This window comes from Faecalimonas canis, assembly GCF_054601575.1.
Genome location: NZ_BAAHSI010000016.1, coordinates 171,751 through 192,335, shown reverse-complemented (window position 1 = coordinate 192,335; position 20,585 = coordinate 171,751). Strand labels below are relative to the sequence as shown.

Below are 20,585 nucleotides of genomic sequence, written 5' to 3'. Positions count from 1 at the left end.
TTTTTATAACTTCAATATACAATTTTTCCTATCATCTCCTATTCCCAGTGTAATCGCTTTAACTCTTCTTTCGCTTCCTGAATTTCCATTATTCTTTCCAGCAACCCATAAAAATTCACATCACAGTATACTTTTCTCAACATGGCATCTGTCCTCATTTTCCTCAACATTTCCAATACGTCACGATAAATTTTTTCTAACCGTTCATCACTGATTTTTTCTAAATAAGTAAATCCATCCTGCATTTTACTTTTTCTCAATAATTTTCCAATTATCCTGTTTTTCTAAAACCAAATCATATTCAAACGGTTGAATCGTATTTGTAAAAAGTGACTGGTAAGAAACAGTCAAATGTACTTCCACTTGATTTTTGTGAGCAGATACAATAACAAATTTATCAAGCATATTAAACTTATAACTATCTGTATGTATTTCCGGCATAACCCCTTCTTTTGCATAATACTTCAGTTCCTTATCTGACAGCGTTGGATATACCGCAAAAAAATCTTCCAAAAACTCATTTACACTTTCTTCCAAATCTGCTTCAACATTTTCTGCTTCCATGTCTTCTTTTAACACAACATCTGATTTTTTAGGTAATTCAGTCAACGTTGGTAATTTTGTGATAAGCATATCTTCGTTTTTATCCATATACACAACTGTTTCATATGGTTGTTCCACCTTCTTTTCTCCGGAAGTACTAACCACTTTCTGCCCTACAATAAAAGTAACTTTGTACTCTTTATCTTTTATCTTTTCTACATTCCATATGTCCAACTTATACACTTCTGAACGATTAGTAACCTCTGCCGGAAACATTCCCTGCACACTATGAACAACTTCTTCATCCGCATACTCCTCAAGTTTTTTTATTCGTAACTCCATACCTTCCCCGGTGTTTTCCCAAGAAAAATATTCTTTGACAAATCCTTTGACAAAATTTTCAATTCCATTCGTATTTATCAATTTTTCTTCCACCACTTCTCGCTCATGGACAGTATGTCTGTCTATTGCCGTAAAATTTTTATAAATCGCAAAAACAAGACTGACGCCTAACAAAATCCATAAAAAAATTACACGTTTACTATGTAATCCTTCATGTTTTACTTTTTCTTTTTGCACCTTTTCTTTCTTTTCTCTTTTTATACCTATTTTCATCTTCTCACTTCCTATTCTTCTACTCTTGTTCCAAAGAAAAACTTATACTCAGCATCTTTTACAGTTACACAGAATACCTTTTCATCTACTCGAGGAATCACAAAAGAAAAAATCAATCCTATTTTATTTTTATCTGTTTCGACCTCTTCCAACACAACTTCTCTTCGATATTCCTGTGCGTTCAATAAATACTCTGTCATTTTTTCAATTAGTTCTTCCTGATTTATTTCTTTGGGAAGTTTTTCTTTTCCTGATGTAATTACAACTTTTCCCATATCCACATTATCATATCCCGGATCATAACTTTCATTTACCAATGCCTTTTCTTCCTCTGTAGGCTTCTTTCCGGAAACACTTTCTTCCTTTTCTTTTTCAGGTACACTATCTGTAAATGCAAGTTTTACATCTTCGTCCAACTTAAAAATCCCCTGTACTTTATACGCACCATCATTTATAAGGCAATAAAATTTCCAACTATCCGGGCTCAATTCTTCTATCACCTCATAAACTTCTATCTTCTTAGGTATAATTCCTTCTGTATACAGCCAGTTTCCAATAAGTGCCTTAAACTCCTCCTGTTCCTGCGGACTGAAGAAAAATAACCCATCCATGTTTTCAAATGAAACTTCACCTTGAAACTCTTTCATTTTTTCAGAAACATTATCTGTATCTTCTGTGCTTTCTATTGATAGTGGCTTTTCTTTTTTATTTGTTTCTTCTCTTTTATCTTTACTAAAAAGCACAGTTAATAAAATACCACCTGCCACCAAAACCATTATTCCTATAATAATTCCTTTCCTCTTTGTCATCTCTACCTCTCCTAAAATCTTTCATAATATTCTTTTGCCTTTTTTATTCTTCTCGACATATTTGGTTTTCCTGCTCTCTCAAAACACGTTTCAAATACTTTTGTTGCCCATTCAACATCCGGTGTATTCATAAAGAAACTTAATCCTCCATAGTTTCTATCCATTAATGCCTTTGTTGTCGGGTCTCCGCCATTCAATTCAAATATAAGAAAATCCAACTGCACTTTTATATCTGTCCACGGAACACCTCTGCCTTTTGCCATATCATCCAGTCGTTTCCAGCGTCCCGTTCCTTTCGTGTAGTTTTCCCATTGGCATATTCCTGCCGCCGGACCTTTCCCTCCTCCTTGAATATTAGATGGGTTTATACCGCTTTCCTGATACATATTTCCCATTATTCCGCAGGTACTTGCTTTGGAAAATCCAGCCTTACGTAAATAGTTATAGACTTGTTCTTCTAAATTACTTCCCTCCACATTACTATTAAATGGATATGCCGGAACACCGTATCCATAAACATGTTCTTTTGTTCTCGTTTTTACCGCACATACATTTCCTTCATGGTTTAAATCACTGGTATTTCCTTCAACCGTAACAATCTTGTCATCCTTGCTATATTGTACAATTCCAACATGGTCTGTTACAGAATCACCATTCCAATCATAAAATACAATATCTCCTGCCTTTGCTATATAATCTTTGCCCTGCCACTTTCCATACTTCTTAAACCACGCCTCACCGGTAGGACAATATGAAAATTTAGGAATAATCCCACTTTCAACATATCCACATTGGTCTGCACACCATGAAACAAAACTGGCACACCAGTTTACATAACTATCAAATCCATACCAGCGCCAATAGGGTTCCCCACCCACATTTCCTACTTGTGAAAGTGCCACTTCAACTATTGCCTGACTTGACCCCGGCACAGTAGAACTATCTGACATTCTTCCCGAACTACTTGATACAACCGCAAAAAGTATGCCCATAATAAGAATTGCAGGACTTAAAAGCAAAAAAATACATATTCCTATCTTCTTTTTCATTCATCCACCTATTCTTTCTTTGTACCAGAATTATTCATTTTTCCATGTGAAATCTTTTCAGTAGAAATATCATGCACCCCTTTCATACTTGCATAGCCTTTCTTCTCCTCTTTTCCTGCTGATATATTTTCTTGACGAACTGTTCCTTTAAGATTTTTTAAATTCTCTTTAGACTCATAAGCCCCATTCATACTTGATAATTTTTTATCCATGGAAGGAATATTTTTCTTTTCTGTTGCTTTAGATACATCTGATGACGAAGACGCTTTTTCTTTGTTTTCATATGCCGAATGTATGCTTGCAAGTTTCTTCTCCTTCTGTTCTGCCGTATCAGTTCCCTCACGTTTTATTATCCGTGATACCTCTGAATTGCTTTTATCCTTCTTTGCATCCTTTTTCTTTTCATCAGAACTTTGTTGCATTTTCACCGCTTGCTCACTGTCTTTTACATAACTCTCAGACATACCCGTATTCTTTCGCATAGAATATAAATTTGTTTGTTTTCTTGACTGCTTATCAACACTTTTCTCTTCACTTTTTCCAACCATATTGGCTTTTTTCGTCAAATCACTTGAATTTCTTCCTTTTGACTTTTCTGAAACCACCCTTGAAACTTCACTTTTTCCCTGTGTAGCAACCGCTTTAACCGTTCTTCCTGCCATTTTTCCTTTTTCTTTCGCCTTATGAATAACTTTACGTTCTACTTCTTTTTTCTTTTGATCTACCTGTCTTATCGCATTTCCACCGCCAAGTTTTTCTCCAATGCTTCCTAAATTCATATACACGCCTATAAATAATACCAACTGTAATATCATTGTAAAAAATAGTGGTGTTTTTGACGATAAATCAAATATCAACTGCGAACTTGAAAATGTTATCATCAGAATAAAACTGACACCTATCTGAAGAAACATATACGAAAATACACTTATAATTCCCCTATATGCCACCTGCGATTTTCCCGGTAATAAACCAACAATAAAATTAATCGGTAAAAACAGAGAAAAGAAAACAAACAAAACTTGTGCCAATATCAATAAAACCGCCAATACCGAAACAAAAAATGTTATCCCAATATTTACCAATAAAAAAATAAGTGCCATTCCCATTCGCTCCGGCAACTTATCTCCTGACAAATATCTATTTCCTTCTTCGTCAACTTCTTTTTTCACTAAATCTTCTCGCTTATCTTCATCTTTATACGGATTTACCTTTTCTAATTCTTTTGCCCTTTTTACTAAATTTTCATCAAGTTGCGGTTCCCCAAACTGTAGCATTATCCACGGATTCCTAACCTGTATCTGAAACAGTATATCTTTAACCCTTTCTGACGGTGTTCCTTCCTTTTTTTCGCTTCCTGAAGTCACTAGATTTTGTCCAAGTTCTAAAACTGACTCATTCACCGAATTAGACACTTCATGTATCTGTTTTGTGTATGTTTCTCCGCCTAAAGCAAATACAACAACCATAACAAATACCAGCACATAATTAATTACCATACTGTATGCCTGCGAAAATTTTCTCTTATATATTCCCATAATCAGTACATATGCTCCCATGATTAAAATAGTAAAAATAAGAAGGCTTGGAAAAAAACCTTCTTTAGCAAATCCATTCTTGGTAACCCCAAGCAACTTACTAATACTATCTCCTAACTTTCCTATTACCTGTGATAAAAAATCAAATTCATATGCCTGTCCAATGAGAAATGCCCCAATCTGATATATTCCTAAGGAAAAAAACCACAACATACTCAATATCGCAAATAGTGTTGCATTTATTGGGGCTTCTACTGTATCTCCTACTGCACCGCCTATTCCATCACTTGTATAGTATTTAAAATCCAACTCATAATTCAGTAATGGATATTTTTGATATAATAGTTTTGAATCCTTTACAACTTCCTGTGGTAATATTCCTTCAGCATTTGCCACTATTCCCGTCAGCAATACAAATAAAGAAATTGCAAAAACTACAAAGAAACATATCCGTAATCTTTTTTTACTTTTCTGACATACCGTCATTTATTCCACCACCTTCAATTCCGGCGTTGTACTAAAGCCTCTCATCAGTTCTTCAAAAACTAAATCCACATACATCACACCTACGTTTCCATAAATATCCATTGCCAAACACTCTCCATGCTGAAGACTTCTCATTAGTTTATACAGTTCTTCATCTTCTGTATCTAAATTCATAAATTTTAAAATATTAGCAATTTCTTTATCTTCACTACTATGAAAGGCAAACTTCATACCAATATTATTTCGTATATCCTTATTTCCTAAATCATCTGCTCCCTGTGTAATAAAATAAATTCCACTATTCATTGAACGTCCTGCCCTAACAGATTTATTTTGCAGCGCCTTTCCCTGTGCAGTCCCAAGCATTGCCCATGCTTCATCAATTCCCATAACTTTAAATATACTTTTATCCGACTGCATATACTCTAATCCGAATGTTCCTATAATAAGCATAGAAGCAACAGATAACATTTCTACAGATGTATACTCTGTTGCAGGCGTATCTTTATCCGGCAGCATCAAATCTGCTATCTGCAAGATATTCATACCTTTATCCAAAGATATTGTTTTCTTTTCTGTTTCACCATCTGAAAACAATAACTTTGCAAAAGAATAACTGACAAAACTTCTAATATGCCCTGCCAGTTTCCTTGCAATCTCATCTTCCATTTTTTCTAATTCTTCTATAACTCTAAGCATACCTCTTTTTTCACTTTTTCCAACCAAATCAACTGCTCTCGTCAATAACGGAAATCTATCACCATCCGAAACCGACATTCCTGTAAGATATGTAATAACATCTATTGCCAATCTTTTACTTTCTTCCACATCAGTTAAAATAACAAATGGATCTAACATTCCCCTATTCTCTTCATCGGAAGTTAAATTAATGATATTCAGTTGTTCCCTCAGTTCCGGAAAATATTTCCCCCAATCTCCACGTTCACTTTTCGGGTCTAAAATAAATACCCTTCCTCCAAAAAGACAGATATAATATAACAATGTATTTACCGCAACAGATTTTCCCCAACCTGTCGCACCTAAAAAAGCACTGGCAAGAGAATTCGTAATTGCCCCTTTTACCCCTTGCGCTGCCAATTCAGGTCTGATGTATACCGGCTTTCCTGTTGACTTATTAAATCCATAGTAAATCCCATAATCATTTCCTAATTTCGTTGTTGCTCCAAAACCTAATCCACTTATAAAATCTTCCGTAACATGCTGTACATAATCATCAACGGCTCTTTTTCCACCCGGAAGAAACTCATAATGAAAATCCAGCATATTTTTTCCCGGACGAACTAATTTTATCCGATAACCGTCATAAAAGTCTTTTAATTCCATACAATACCGTTCCAGTTCTTCTCTTGTTTTTGCCCAAACACGAATTAGATAACTGACTTTATACATATCGCTTTTAGTACGTTTTAATTCAACTCCCAAATCTTTTGCAGTTTCATTTGCTTCCAGCACATCATCCGAAGGCTCAACATCTTTTTTCAAAGCGTGTTCAATTAAATCTTTTGTTTCCATTTCTTTATTGTATGATAACCTGATTGCTGATTTATTATCTATTACCTCTATCCTAATGGATGTATCTACTGGAAATGATACATCACTCTGCTGATGATACAATAATTCAGAATTGGGAAATACCAAATCTTCTACGATTGTACTGATACTGAAAAACGCACTGTATATTTTTCCCTCATCTCTTTCAATCTTAAGGCAGCGAGGGGTTTCCTGTAATAACGCATTTGTTAATTTCAAAAAATCATATTTTTTTACAATGATATTTTCTTCTGTTTCTTTTCTTGGCACTTGATATTCATAATCTTTATACGATACACCCATGTTTCCATATTCCTTTTCTATCAAATATCCTAAATCTCTTGGTTTTAATCTGTTAAAAGAAAATTTATTGGAAATTTTCCAAAATAACATTTTTTCAATAGATCGGTATCTCGCAATCATTCCTTTACTCATTACAAGATAATCTCCCATTACTTCACTTCTTACCTCTCCCAAGAAATTCACAAAATCTTTCCATAAATCCAACAACGCCTGTTTCAAGTTCATTTTTTCATCTGCCAGTTCCAAACTAAAGCCGATATAGTGGCGGTATTTTACCTGATATTCCCCATATTTTTCAACCAATACATCCGTCTGTATATCAATAAGACGGTTTGCAAATTCTTTCATATCACCACTTATACATTTTTTTGATTGTTCCTGTATTTTGCGAAAACTATCTTCTGTAGCCACCTGTAACAAATGTATATCTTTACATTTACTCTGACTTATCAAACGCCCTATTTCATCACTGATTTTTTGCTTTTCCGCAAACGAAATAAAAGCATAATTGTAATCTTTCATCTCATAATAGGCGTACACTCTTCCATCTGTTGTAAAAACCAAATTATCTTCTATGTATTTTACGTTATACACTCTTTCCACCTCTTTCTGTTTCTACAAGTGTTATCTGCATATTTTCCTTTTTCTTTTTATACACTACTTTCTGCCCTGCATAAGTAACTCTCGGTCTGCAAAAATACTTTATCTGTGTTGTTAGAAAACTAATCGGTTTCTTATCATCTAGAGTTTTCCTATCCATCAGATACGCAACCAAAAGCGGAATGACAAAGTACCTTACCAATGGATTATCAAAGTAAAAAAGTGGTATATATTTTCCTACTGACATCATAAAAATTAATGTTAAAACACAAAATCCTGCAAACGTGAAACTCACTTTAAATCCTATAGTACCAATATTAAAATAGAGATTTTTTGATACGTTCCACACACTTGTAAATGACTTCATTACTTTCATAATAAACCTCCCTTTACAAAAAAAGAGCCTACTTTTACATCTCTGTAAAGCAGACTCCTAAAATTTATTTCCGTTTATCCAAATAACGTTGTGACAATACTTCCTAAAAAGTTTTTTATATTTTCAGGATAGAATACCAGTGCAACCGCTATTATTGATATTCCTGCAAATCCAATAAATTCCGTAAACTTTCTTTTGAACAGTAAAATACCTCCAAACACTCCCAAACCTATATACACTACAGGTTCAAGCCATGACATAATTAATTTGCGTGCGTTTTCTGCCGGATTTGTTGTAGCAGCTAATGCCCCTACCGGAAATGCCGATACACACATCACAATCGCAAATGCTCCCGCAATAAATAACATCCGGTTTTCCCATAACATATGCCCTGCTTTCTTTAACATTACTTGCACCTTATTTTTTGTGTTCTTTGTTTCCATCTTATTTTTTATCCTCCTTGTTTTCACAATAAAATTTTACTTTTCCTTTTTCGTTGATTTTCACTTTTAGTTCTTCAACAATTCTCCTTTCCAATCCTAACATTTTCTGCATCTTCAAACTTGGCTCAGCATTATTCATCATATCCTCAATATCAGTAGTTCCTTTCTGTATATCATCTGCAACCAATCCCATAATCGTTGGCATACACTGCCTACTTACCCAGTTTAATGTTCTACGCCTGCTGAACGGCTTCGGTTCTGTTGCCAGTCTTAATTTATCCCGATAACATCCGATAAAGTGCTGCCACATTAAATCATTTTCCCACAGCGTTTTTTTCACTTCATCATCCCTTACCGCAAAACGAATATAATGATTAATAATTCCAAACACTACCGTTTCAATAAAATCCTCTTCATAACGTTTGATAATCAACTGGTGAACCGCCTCATCCGCTCTTTCATCTGCAAGCCGTATTTCAAAACGATTTTTTATAACCGCTTCTTCAATAGGAATATCATTTACTATATACTGCTCATAATCTTTTTCATAAATGCAAAAATAAACTTCACTCTGTCTGCTCCCTATATAAAGCGTTTTACCCATTGCAAATTTTTCAAATCGTAACTCTCCGCTTCCACAAACGGAAAACTTTCTACTTTTACTGATACATTCGCCATTTTCACACTTTTGTGCCAAATAAGACACATCTAATATCCCATACGCATCATTAACTGCTAAATCCAATCTTTTATACACTCCGTCATACAAACTTACGTGTTCAAAAAAATCTATCCATGACTGTTCCCTATGTTCTAAATATAATTCAAACTGCCTGCACCCCTGTCCACGCATTTCAAGTAATATTCCTAATTCTGTATTACAGGAAGAACAAAGAAATATATTTCCATAGGCAAAACAATTTTCATAATTATTACAGCCATGAGATTGTTTTTCAAATCCTTCTTCAAAGGGTATCTTTAATAACTCCTCCGCTATCGTCCGCATAGTTACGGAATCAGATGAGGGAAAACGTATTCTTACATAGTCAATCAAAAGAGAAAGGGGCACATCCGGATTTAAACGTTCCAACATAGTTTCTATTTTCTCTTTCATTTCTTCTGTTAAGGGTGCAATACCATTCCGGATATTTCTATAATGCCCTGAAGAAATTCCCAAGTGTAATGCTAATCGTCCCTGTGTAATGCGATATTCTTTTCGTTTATTTTCGATTGCATCCCACCATTCATCACTCGAAACCAACTCCCTTTCTTCCATTTTTTCTCTCCATTCATACTTTTTCCCGCTTTTATTTTATGTTTTTAAGACTATATGTCATATCAGAACGAAAAATGTCATATTTCACTACTCAATATGACATTTTGAAAACCCCAACAAACCCTTATAAACTCTAGGTTTGTAGGCATTGGCGTTGGATTTTGTACCCCCGTATTACTGAACGGGGGTAAAGCACGTGAGGGGCTTACGCCCCTCACGTGAAACCAGCACTTCGCACGCTTGTGTGCTTCTGTCTCCGACCGCACACTGCACGCACTTGTGCTTCCAATTACGCTACTGTTTCCCAGCATTCTCTCTGCTTCCACTTCCCTTCTTGTTCTGCCGCACTACCGTTTGCCCTACCGCCCAGAATGACTATAGCCTTACAGTCTATACCCATTCCGGTTGGTTTGCAGGCACATCATCAGAACACCACTTAGCGCCGTCTAAAAATCTTCCTCTTCTTCCGCATCCACCTCCAGTACATAATTATCTTCAACCATACACTCTTCTTTTTTCGCATTTTCCAACAAGTTCATCTCACGAATATTTTTCAGAAAATCATACCCTTTCGGAACGAACGGAGAATAAAACTCTGTAATTACACTTGTTCCCGTATCTGCATAACCTCGTCCTTTAATGCGCTTATTAAAAAACTCTTTTTTACACTCTGAACCGAACATCATCGCATATCCCATTTCAGAATTTCTTCCTAATGCAATTCGCAAATTAAACTGGTCACGGATACCATCAGCAAAATATTTCGCATCCGGTCGCTGACAGGCAAGTATTAAAAAACATCCCACCTGACGTCCTAGCATGGCTATCTGTTTCATATAATTCAAAACTTCCTCTTTTTTACGCCCAACCATTTCTACAAAAGCAACATATTCATCAAGTACCAAAAAATGTGGCTGCATACCTACATAAGCATAATTTACACCCGTCTTATAATTATCCATTTGCTTTATAACGGCAGTTCGTTCCATCATCTTTTCATAAAATTTTTTAAGTTCTTCAATCATATCGTCCGGCATAAAATATACATTCGGCATTACATCAGCCAAATCAGCCAAATCCGCTCTCTTAGGGTCTAACACAGACAATTCCGCTCCGCTTTTTAAAAGTGCCTCTATCAAGGTCAAAATAAAATACGTTTTTCCACCACCTGTACCACCGCAAATAAGAGCATGGGGCAAATCGTCAAACTCCCAATACATCCCTTTCATCAGAAGCATTTTGCCATTTTCTACTTTCACATCTTCGATAGATATTCGATTACAAATAACATCATAAAGAAAGACATATTCTTTATAGAACTCCTTTAATTCTTCATCAACAAGTTCACAAAATAATCCCGTTTCCAACTCTTTATCCAAATGTAATAACGGCTCTCTCAACTTTCCCGTAGGAATTTCTACTGTAATATAAACTTTTCCGTTTTTCATTCGATAAAACATCTTTGGAAAATACGTTATTTTTTCCTGTTCCCTTTTAAAGATTTCCGGCATTTCCACAAACTCTTTTGTTTCCTTCTCCGAACGATACCAACCATTATCCACTATCAATCGTGCTATTCTCTGCCTATGCTGGTATTGTCTGAACTTATCAGGAAACAACTTTTCAAAAGCAAACTCCACTCCCACACCTAATACAAGCGGAAGAATTACTCCCCATAACAAAACTACATATGAAGGAATACTCACTATATCCTCAAAAATATGTATTCCCTGCTTATTACTTATTTTGGAAAGATAAACAATAAATGTACCTAGTCCCAGCACAACAAAAAATCCAATTTTATAAGCAATCGTCCGATACACCAAATGTATATCACGATAATGAATTTTCGTTCCTGATAAATACAATTTTAATAAGAAAAACATTTACATCCTCAATTCTACTCTTCAGCCTTATATAAAATCGTTAAATCATTTCTATACCGCCAAACTTTCACATTCTCATCCTTATGTTTATAATCGGACATACAATATTTCCACACTACACTATCTTCAAAAGAAAGCGGAATAACATCAGAAACACCTTTTTTATCTTTACCGTCAACCTTTTTTACCGTAATTCTTTTCTTTAAAAAGTCAACAACTGAATCAACCTGTGATTTCAACTTTTCAACACGGTCTTCAGCCTCACACATAATATAATTAAATTGTTTTACCGACAACTTACCTTCCGGCTTATCCGTAAAATACAATTCTTTCATATCTTTAACATCAAAGCGTTCCTTTACATCATCCTCATTATACGGAAAAGTTACTACCCCCGTTATATTCTCTTCTTTTCCTTTTGTTGTTAAACTTCTCTCTACAAACATAAACATCTTCCTTTCTAAACAGAAAAAAGCAGCCTGTTTAACAAACTACTCATTTTCCAATCTTACATTACTTCTTATCATTTCCTCCCGGTATCCCATTTTGTACCGGTTGTCCCTGTGCCTTTTTCTCTCCGACTTTAACCATATCTCCGGCAACAATATAATATGTACGCTTATTACCATATCCGGAATCTACAATAGAACTAATATTCACATCAATCAATTCTACCTTCTCTTCCTCCTTAAATTCTTTCAAAGGTACTTCAGCCGGAATAAACACTTTAATCATTTCTCCCTGTCGTACACTATACAGGTTATATGCACGTCTTGTTACTACCCCTGTACTGTTGCCTTCCTCATCTCTCTCAAAACGCTCTGAATCAAACTCCATAAACATCAAATCTCCAAAAGTTGCCTTACTGTCACATACTAATTTTTCCTGAACTAATCTCATCGTTTATCTCCTTTTTTCTTACTTTTCAATATTTCCTATTTTACTTCCAAAATATCATCTGCATACAAAATATAATCTGCGTAAGCAACGCCACCATTAATAGACTCACCTGTTGTCCTTAAAATAGGATTAACTAACATCACCTTTGTAAGCGGTTCAAAATTTCTTGCCGGAGTATTTCCTTTTACAATTACCTCAATATTTCCTTTCTGCTCACTTGAACGAAGATTATATCGTCTTTCCGTAACAACTGTTCTTCTCTGTGCATTTCTTCCTTCTGTTACTCGTCCTGCCCCTAAATACTTTAATGTTCCAAAACTTTTCTCCATGTCCAATACAATACCTTTTAACAAATCACTCATGTTTACTTTCTCCTTTTCTTCACTTTCTTAACATTTAACAACTACAAACAAATTTCATACGCTCCATTTTTTCCAAAAATAAAATGTCCCTCAATTAATAAATCCCTGCCATATGCCTCATAATCAAAGTATCTTTTTGCAAGTTCCGGCCATTCACTATTACATTCTTCAACAAAGTAGTATGCCAAATCAACTTCATCATCCACATCCGGATAAACCTGAATATCGTCCCTATGTTCAACCAATTCCTTAAGACTTCCACATATATTTATCATTTCACCAACAACACTAAATTCTATACCATCTTCATCTAAACAGCATAAATCCTCATATATTTCATTTAAAGCATCAATAGAAATATACTCCGGTAAATCCATTGGCATTTCATAATCATGTACAGCATATTCTTCGTAAGTTTCATTTAATCCTAGCCTCTCAACCACTTCTTCCTTATCCAATGGCAAATGAAACCATGCGCCTACACTTTCACCTTCATTGTACTTTCCTAAATTAACTAGATACACCTGTAAATCTTCCATACTTACACCTTGCCTTTTTTCAAGGCTGTCCTTTATAATAGAGAACAGCCTGTATTTTTCAGGTTACTATTTTATAAAGACCTGTCTGCTTTGGTCGGTGGCAGGTCTTTATTTCTTCTCTCTTTTTCTCACATAGCAACCACCTCCTAAAATTGAAATCATTACTACCGATGCTCCACAGACAAACATCCAATTTTCCACTCTATTCTCATCCCCTGTTTTAACAGTTTCCGGTGGAATAGGTGTATGTTTCGGAGTTACCGTCACATCGTAATCCATTTGTCCCTCTTTTTCATAAAATGTCGGAACAGCAATCAATAATGAAGTCACATTATCGTATACCCCCCTGTCAGTCATATCCAACAGATATACACCTATCGGAAGATTTTCAATAACTGCCTGTCCATTCTTATCTGTAACAATTTCTCCGTCTTTCTTAGCAACCTTTTCAAGTTGTTCAGCAGCCGCCTTCAACTCTTCTGCATACTTTAACTTATTCAAATCAATATTTGTCTGCTTATATTCCTCCAACAATTCATATTTCCCGTCTACCACATCAGCAACTTTTGTATAAGTAAACCGTACATTCTCTTTACTTGTACCTGCACCAGCATCCGCTAACTCAATGGTTATACTTCCGGTTTCTTCTGTAGTTCCTTCTTTTGCAAACGCAGTCACGGAAAAAACAAGCACTAACAATCCTGATAAAACTATCGCCCTAATTTTCCTTTTCCTATATTTCATTTTTTCGCTCCTTCCTTTTCTGACACACAATATAAACAGCAATCAAAACAACCAGCACAGCAATCAGAACACTCTCTTCCAAAGAAAACAAATCCTTTTTTATATTATCCTGCATCTTCTGTTCATATATTACTCGTTCTCCTGTTACAACCAGTCTGTGTGTATTTATTCCATAAGGTGTACAGGTTACCAAAGACACTAAATCTTTTCCCGAAACAACAGAAAGTATTTCCGCCTCTTCCGGTTTAATCACCTCCGTCTTCTCCACTTTATACGCAAGTGTTTTACCACACACCCTTATAAAAAATAAATCCCCTTTTTTCAACTCATCTAACCGTGTAAACAGTTTCGCATTAGGAAGCCCCCGATGTCCTGTCAAAATACTTCTTGTATTCTTTTCTCCTACCGGAAGATTACTTCCTTGTAAATGTCCCACACCTTTGGACAGGACACTGTCTTCTGTTCCATGATAAATCGGCAAGTTCACATCTATTTTGGGGATTTCCAAACTTCCCATAACTCCGCTTCCTGTCATATTTAACTGATTGTTATATTCTTCATCAGACAAACCATTCATTTCCTGAAGAGAACTTTCAACTACAATTCCCTTTGTATCATTCAAAATACGATTATATTCTTTTGCTTTCTTAAATACCCTATCCATTTCCTTTATATCCTGCATAATGTGACTTTCATAAGTAGAAATGACAGATTTCTGTTCCTGCCGATGAACCATCCCACTAATAAAAGGATACAAACACAATAGTATTCCTACACAAAAGAAAATATTTCCAACTGCTTTTCTACACTTCATTTACATCATTCTTTACTTTTTTTCTTTTAAATGTATACACAAGAAGTAATGTACCAGCAGCAAGCATTAAAACAGTAAGTACCGAACCAGTTACTGGCAATTTATTCCCAACTTGGTTTACTACTGTTAAGTTTCCGGAACCGTCATCAGAATTTGTTTCCAAAGAAATAGAATTTTCTTGCATAGAACCCTGTGTAAATTGTTTTATATGAGCAACATACTCTAGTTTCTGTAATGTCTTATCTGTTGCACCATCACCTTTTATGTAATTCTGTCTGTCTTTTGTATATGTAGGAATTACTTCAATTTTAATTGGGTCTAAAATTGGTCTGTAACCTGCCGGTGCTTCTGTTTCTTTTAAATAGTATGTTCCACTGTCTAAACCATAAATTTTAAACTCACCTTTTGCATTAGAAACCATTTCAACTGCATTTTTAGGAAGCGTTCTGCCAATACTATCACGATTTATTACATTATAGCCTGCATCTGTTTTCTTTAAATAAACCTCATTTTTACAAGCCTCGTCTGAATATAATCGGAATTTAGCACCTTCTAATTTTGTATTATGATTATTTACTTTTAAACCATTTAGTTTGTAAGTGAAGCACACAACAGTATCCCATGGTGTTTCTCCGGTACTGCCTTGTCCGTCAGAATCAGGATTGTTAGAAAATTCTAATTTAACATCATTTTCAAATCCCGGACGTCCTGTATCATTTGCAGCATTATCATTTAGTGTTGCATTATAGACTAAGAAAACGGCTTGTCCGTATTTATATTTACTCATTCCCCAAGGGTCTTCATTAAGAGTTCTTTCAATGCCATAATTATTAAATTCTCTATCTACGATTTTTTTCAAGTCTTTAATTTCTACTTTAAAAGTTTCATCCGGTGTAGGATTTTCAGTTAGTTTATATTCGTCACTTTTTAAAGTGTATGTAGTAAAATCTCCATCTCTATTTTCACCTTCAATTATAATTTCAAGTGAATCTTTATTGAAAGTTAAAGCCTTGTCCATCTTGTCATGCCAAGCATAATAATATTCATTGTACCCTCTCATATCCGGTACTGTTGATAGTAAGAAAAATGGAACTTTCTGACCGATTTCAAAATCTCCAATATCGTTTAAGCCAAATTCTTGTATCTGTTCTCTGTTATCATCTTCTTGGATTTTTTTAATTAGTATTGGGTAATCTGATTTAATATTCATTTCCGCATTAGGATTAGCCGTGTTTACCATGCAAAGAGAAGATGCTGCATGAGTTCCACCTACTGCTGTTACTTCGTCTATAACATAGTAACCATAAGTTAATCCTGTTATATCTACAGAATTATCTTCTTTTGTATTAGTCACTTTTACGACATCACTCTCAGCACCTTGTTTTTTCATCTCATCCCTTAACTCTTCGATGAAATAGCGGAAATTCATATAAGCACCTTCCGGCTGTTGTGGTGTCTGTGTTCCTTCTACTTCATTTTTGTTTAATGTCTGAATATAATCAATAACCATATATTCGGTTACATCCTGCGGATTTTTTCCTAACTTTTTACCAACAACTGTTTTTAATACATTTTCATATTCTGTATTAAATGTATATTGAATAGACTCTCCTCCGGCTGAATTTTCAGCATGAAAAAGTTGATAAACATTGAACTCTTTTCCAACAAGAGATTGTCCTTCATTTCCTTTAATCGTAATTTTTGCTGTACCGTCCCCAAAATCTGCAATACCATTCTGTGTACTAACAGTTGTCTTTTTCATTTGCTTTTCTTCTTTTATTGAATTATCTGCAAGAGAAGTAATACCTGTTAGGTTTGTCAATACCATTGCTCCTGCCAATGCTAACACACATAATTTCTTCATAAAATTCCCTCATTTCTTAATCTTAATTTTTCTTTCGATAATAACTAAATAGAATCATACCTGCACCACAGAACATTAATGGCAACATTAATGCCGATCCGGTTACTGGTAGTTTACTGCCTCTTTCATTAATAACAGTTACATTCACTTCTCTGTCTGCTTTTGTTCCTGTAACTGTAAACATTCCCTCAGATGTAGATGTATATGCCTTTCCGTTTACATAGAAAATAAATTCATCTTTTACCGGAGTGCTTTCTGTATAAAGTTCATATACAATCGGTTTTCCAAAAGCATCCACCGGAAGTCTGTAACCTGTCGGTGCTTTTGTTTCCTTTAAGTAGTATTTTGTTCCTACTGTCAATTCTTCGATACTTAGTAATCCTTTATCATCTGTTATGACTTTTTTTACTTCCTGTTTGCAATCTTTATCTGCATATAAAGTAAATTCTGCACCCTCTAATACTTTATTTTTATCATTTATTTTGTGTACCAATAAATCAAATGGAGCAAGTTTATCTTCAACAACAATGCTGATATTTCCTTCAGGTGTGATGTCAAATTTAATTTTGCCCTGTGTATCATCAATTTTCGATGTGAGTGTAATTGTGTTATCTTCCGCAACATCAAACTCAAGAACGTTTCCATTAACAAGATAACCATCCATTACATTTAATTCACGCAATGTATGTTTTCCATGCTGAAGACCCTTGAAAGATAATTGTCCGTTTTCATCTGTTACAGCCTTTTCTACTGTACCGTCCGGTTTAACGTGTTCAAATTCCGCATCAGGAATAACTATATCTGTACCTTCCTGTTTTTTGACTAAATCTAACTTCAAGATATTTTCCGGAATAGTTGGTTGATTATAAGTATCAATAAATTGGTCATTTCCTTCTGGTGTAATTTGACGTACAAATACTTCAGGATTAATTAAATAACCTTCCGGTGCTTTTGTTTCCTGAATTGTGATTGTTCCTATTGGAAGTGAAAAATCTCCATTTGGACCTACATACAAATCATCTCCACTTACCAAATCCACAACATCATATGTACAGAATCCATCTTTATCTGTTTTAAACACCCATGTACGCACTGGTTTCTGTCCTAAAGTAGATGGATCTATATCTTTTTCCCACAATCCACCATAATATTTCACCGTAAACTCTGCCCCTTGCAAACTGGCAGAACCTTGTGGTTTATTTAAGTTTGTTTCTCTATCTACTTTTCCAAGTAAAATATTAATCGGGTCAGTTTGAGGAATATCTGAAAAAGTAACGGTAACTGTTTTTCCTGCACTCAATTCTATTTTCTTCACTTCTGAACTCAAAGCATATCCTTTTGGTGCTTTTAATTCTTTTATCCAGTACGTTCCTGCGTTTAAGTCTAATGTATTTGTTTTGCCTGCTTTGTCTGTAACTAATTTTCCAACCTGTCCACTTGTTACATTTGCGTTATTATAAACCCCAAATTCAGCACCTTCAAAAGAATAGCAAGAACTTCCATTTGTAATTTCCGGATTTGCGGAAGTCTTGATTAAATTCAATTTCCCTTTACTTAAGAAATTTACCGTTAAACTTGTTTTCTTGCTTGTATCTACACCATAATTCGCATACGCTAAATCCTGATTATTTCCGTTTGGATTTACTCTTGTTACACTTGTAACTGTTTTTAATGTTCCTGTTAAAGCACCCGTACTCCAACTTCCTGTGTGACTAAGAGGAGCAGATATGTAAAAAGATTGCCCTCCTTTTAAAGTTGCATTTCCATTTGTGATTTTTGCTCCGGTGGAAACATTATGTAATGTAATTCCACTAGGAACTTTGATAGTTACTGTATTGTAGTAATCTCCGGCATTAAATTTAACCACTTCTGTTCGCTGTACATTTCCCTCTACATAAGCAGTTACATTTGTTTTGCTAAATGAAATATTTGTATTCGGCAAAGATGCAGCCCGACAATAATTAATAAATTCATTTAACTTTCCTGTCGTCCAAACATAATTATCACCGGAAAATCTTCCCTGTATCAGATAACTCATAGCAAAGGATGTCAACATTCTTGCGTGAACATCACCTTGAAATTTCCCCCAAGGTCTTTGTCCTTGAAAACCGTAATATAAAATTTTCTTCGCTACATCATTATTCCATGTAGATGTTGTGTAAGCAGTCCCGGTCGCCGGACTCAACTTTTTATGTTGAATACAAAATGCAGTACGTCCTCCAACCGTAAATTTTCCAGTGTCATATCCATGCCATTGTACTTTGCCATGATAGACTAAGTCAGACGCCAACATCATTGGGATTTCATCTATAGGAAAATCAATGTCATTAATTTCCTCATTATATTGTTCAACCTCATGATGATGTGCTTCATCATAAGCCATCATTTCTTCATACTCTTTTGGCGTTAAAGTAACTTTATTAACCTTTTCCGAATTTTCTGCATTTGATATAGGAATTACAGAAAAAGTTAAAATCACTGCACAAAAAAGAGCAAGAAATCTTTTCCACTTCTTCATTTGTTTCTCTCCTTTCAGATTTTAAGCAACAAAAAAAGCACTCAAAAAAAAGAATGCTTCATTTTTTACTCTATTTACTTTTATTTTTTCGCACCACATGAACAATGATAACTTGTGATTGTTTCCGTCCATGCCGGTTTATCTACCACCCATTTATCCCGATACTGTGCCGGATGGTTTACCTCTTCATAATGACTAAATACTGGTTTTGTTTCTGTTCTAAAACTTCCACCTTCTCCTGCTAATGTATGTTTCTTCGTATGTTCTCTAGTATTTCCTGTAATATCTGCACCACAAGTATTACATATACTAATTACTTTATCTTTATATCTTGGAATTTTTTCTGTCCATGCCGGTTTTACAAGTACTTTCTCATTATGACCTACAGCATCGTGATGTATCTTTTTTGTACTTGCTACCCAATTATGTGTATGACTTGGCTTGCTTGGTTTACTTGTATTGGTACTATTACTTGGTTTTGAAGAGGACGGTTTAGATGTAGACGGTTTATTTGTGGCAGGTTTACTTGATGTTGTAGTTGTAGAAGAAACTTTTTGAACATCACTTTTTTTACTCTTACCGTCTTTTTTCTCAGACTTTTTCTCATCCTGTTTTTCTTTCTTTTTGTCCGTCTTGTCTGCCTTCTCTTCTTCTGATGCAGAACTTGTGTTATCTGCTTCAGACTGTTCTTCCGATTCAATTTCCGGTAGAACGTTTTCATCATCTGTTACATTTTCATCTGTCTGTTTCTTGTCATCTTCTTTATTAGAAACCACTTCTATTTTTTTATCCGGTTTCTTTCCTACATCTGAACTATTACTCATAGCAATACTTCCGGCAGTAACGCTGCCAACTGTGAGTAAAATTGCCAATGCGATTACAACTTTCTTTTTCATCCGCTTTCCCTCCTATACTTTACAAATACATTATTCAAGAAAGAAAATATTTTATGAACCATTAACACCACTATATGCCATTCCTGCTATTGCACCTACCACTATAATAATTGCTCTCAAAATCGGAATATATATATTTTTTATAATTAAAGGTATACAAATAAAAATTAAAACAATTCCTAATATACTTATCACCAACTCATCAAATTCATATCTTGTTTTTTTAATAAGTCGTATTCTCCTAATCAGCAAACATATACCTAACACTATCAAAATCAATGCTATCACAAAATATAGTATCGGCAAATTATTTTTATATATAAGGATTTCCCATACGTTCAATTTTAACGCTATAAGTTCATGATTTAACTTATTTAAGAATATTAAAAATATTACTGTACCTATTAAATAAATCAACTCTAAACTTAACATTTTTATACCTTTTTTCAATATATCCATCTTTTCCCCTTTTA

General features: G+C 34.7%; 20 protein-coding genes. All 20 read right to left on the bottom strand.

The genetic code is table 11. The features are described from left to right. Window positions 1-38: 38 nt before the first annotated feature. Window positions 39-245, bottom strand: coding sequence for a hypothetical protein (locus ACYPXO_RS05555; protein ID WP_459639633.1), 207 nt, complete (start codon window positions 243-245; stop codon window positions 39-41). Between the two features lies 1 nt (window position 246). After that, complete coding sequence (locus tag ACYPXO_RS05550) at window positions 247-1,158, bottom strand: conjugal transfer protein (RefSeq protein ID WP_459639632.1); 912 nt, start codon at window positions 1,156-1,158, stop codon at window positions 247-249. Between the two features lie 11 nt (window positions 1,159-1,169). Then, the gene (locus ACYPXO_RS05545) at window positions 1,170-1,967 is read right to left on the bottom strand and encodes a hypothetical protein (RefSeq protein ID WP_459639631.1); all 798 of its coding nucleotides are present in this window, start codon (window positions 1,965-1,967) and stop codon (window positions 1,170-1,172) included. A gap of 11 nt (window positions 1,968-1,978) precedes the next feature. Continuing rightward, window positions 1,979-3,016, bottom strand: a complete 1,038-nt coding sequence (locus tag ACYPXO_RS05540; protein ID WP_459639630.1) for a phage tail tip lysozyme — start codon at window positions 3,014-3,016, stop codon at window positions 1,979-1,981. 8 nt (window positions 3,017-3,024) lie between these two features. Next, window positions 3,025-5,040 carry a CD3337/EF1877 family mobilome membrane protein gene (locus ACYPXO_RS05535; RefSeq protein WP_459639629.1) on the bottom strand — a complete coding sequence of 672 codons (2,016 nt, stop codon included), beginning with the start codon at window positions 5,038-5,040 and terminating at the stop codon, window positions 3,025-3,027. Further along, complete coding sequence (locus ACYPXO_RS05530; protein ID WP_459639628.1) at window positions 5,041-7,488, bottom strand: ATP-binding protein; 2,448 nt, start codon at window positions 7,486-7,488, stop codon at window positions 5,041-5,043. Next, complete coding sequence (locus ACYPXO_RS05525) at window positions 7,481-7,870, bottom strand: TcpE family conjugal transfer membrane protein (RefSeq protein WP_459639627.1); 390 nt, start codon at window positions 7,868-7,870, stop codon at window positions 7,481-7,483. Before ACYPXO_RS05525 ends, ACYPXO_RS05530 begins: the two co-directional genes overlap by 8 nt. Before the next feature lie 74 nt (window positions 7,871-7,944). Further along, on the bottom strand, window positions 7,945-8,313 hold the full coding sequence (locus tag ACYPXO_RS05520) for a hypothetical protein (RefSeq protein ID WP_459639626.1): 369 nt from the start codon (window positions 8,311-8,313) through the stop codon (window positions 7,945-7,947). A gap of 1 nt (window position 8,314) precedes the next feature. Beyond that, window positions 8,315-9,589: a replication initiation factor domain-containing protein gene (locus ACYPXO_RS05515; protein WP_459639625.1), complete on the bottom strand. Its 1,275-nt coding sequence runs from the start codon at window positions 9,587-9,589 to the stop codon at window positions 8,315-8,317. Window positions 9,590-10,035: 446 nt separating this feature from the next. Continuing rightward, complete coding sequence (locus ACYPXO_RS05510; protein ID WP_459639624.1) at window positions 10,036-11,475, bottom strand: FtsK/SpoIIIE domain-containing protein; 1,440 nt, start codon at window positions 11,473-11,475, stop codon at window positions 10,036-10,038. A gap of 14 nt (window positions 11,476-11,489) precedes the next feature. Further along, window positions 11,490-11,921 (bottom strand): hypothetical protein, encoded by a 432-nt coding sequence (locus ACYPXO_RS05505; protein WP_459639623.1) that lies wholly within the window; start codon window positions 11,919-11,921, stop codon window positions 11,490-11,492. A 67-nt stretch (window positions 11,922-11,988) separates the two neighbouring features. Further along, window positions 11,989-12,375, bottom strand: coding sequence for a DUF961 family protein (locus ACYPXO_RS05500; RefSeq protein ID WP_459639622.1), 387 nt, complete (start codon window positions 12,373-12,375; stop codon window positions 11,989-11,991). Window positions 12,376-12,410: 35 nt separating this feature from the next. Next, window positions 12,411-12,737: a DUF961 family protein gene (locus ACYPXO_RS05495; protein WP_459639621.1), complete on the bottom strand. Its 327-nt coding sequence runs from the start codon at window positions 12,735-12,737 to the stop codon at window positions 12,411-12,413. A 41-nt stretch (window positions 12,738-12,778) separates the two neighbouring features. After that, window positions 12,779-13,276: an antirestriction protein ArdA gene (locus ACYPXO_RS05490; RefSeq protein ID WP_459639620.1), complete on the bottom strand. Its 498-nt coding sequence runs from the start codon at window positions 13,274-13,276 to the stop codon at window positions 12,779-12,781. 108 nt (window positions 13,277-13,384) lie between these two features. Further along, window positions 13,385-14,020: a hypothetical protein gene (locus ACYPXO_RS05485; protein WP_459639619.1), complete on the bottom strand. Its 636-nt coding sequence runs from the start codon at window positions 14,018-14,020 to the stop codon at window positions 13,385-13,387. Then, complete coding sequence (locus tag ACYPXO_RS05480) at window positions 14,010-14,834, bottom strand: class C sortase (protein WP_459639618.1); 825 nt, start codon at window positions 14,832-14,834, stop codon at window positions 14,010-14,012. Before ACYPXO_RS05480 ends, ACYPXO_RS05485 begins: the two co-directional genes overlap by 11 nt. Beyond that, complete coding sequence (locus ACYPXO_RS05475) at window positions 14,824-16,698, bottom strand: SpaA isopeptide-forming pilin-related protein (protein ID WP_459639617.1); 1,875 nt, start codon at window positions 16,696-16,698, stop codon at window positions 14,824-14,826. The genes ACYPXO_RS05480 and ACYPXO_RS05475 overlap by 11 nt, the downstream gene beginning before the upstream one ends. A gap of 22 nt (window positions 16,699-16,720) precedes the next feature. Further along, window positions 16,721-19,216, bottom strand: coding sequence for a SpaA isopeptide-forming pilin-related protein (locus ACYPXO_RS05470; protein WP_459639616.1), 2,496 nt, complete (start codon window positions 19,214-19,216; stop codon window positions 16,721-16,723). Window positions 19,217-19,296: 80 nt separating this feature from the next. Beyond that, window positions 19,297-20,112: a hypothetical protein gene (locus ACYPXO_RS05465; protein WP_459639615.1), complete on the bottom strand. Its 816-nt coding sequence runs from the start codon at window positions 20,110-20,112 to the stop codon at window positions 19,297-19,299. Between the two features lie 51 nt (window positions 20,113-20,163). Beyond that, window positions 20,164-20,571: a hypothetical protein gene (locus tag ACYPXO_RS05460; protein ID WP_459639614.1), complete on the bottom strand. Its 408-nt coding sequence runs from the start codon at window positions 20,569-20,571 to the stop codon at window positions 20,164-20,166. Between the last annotated feature and the right edge of the window lie 14 nt (window positions 20,572-20,585).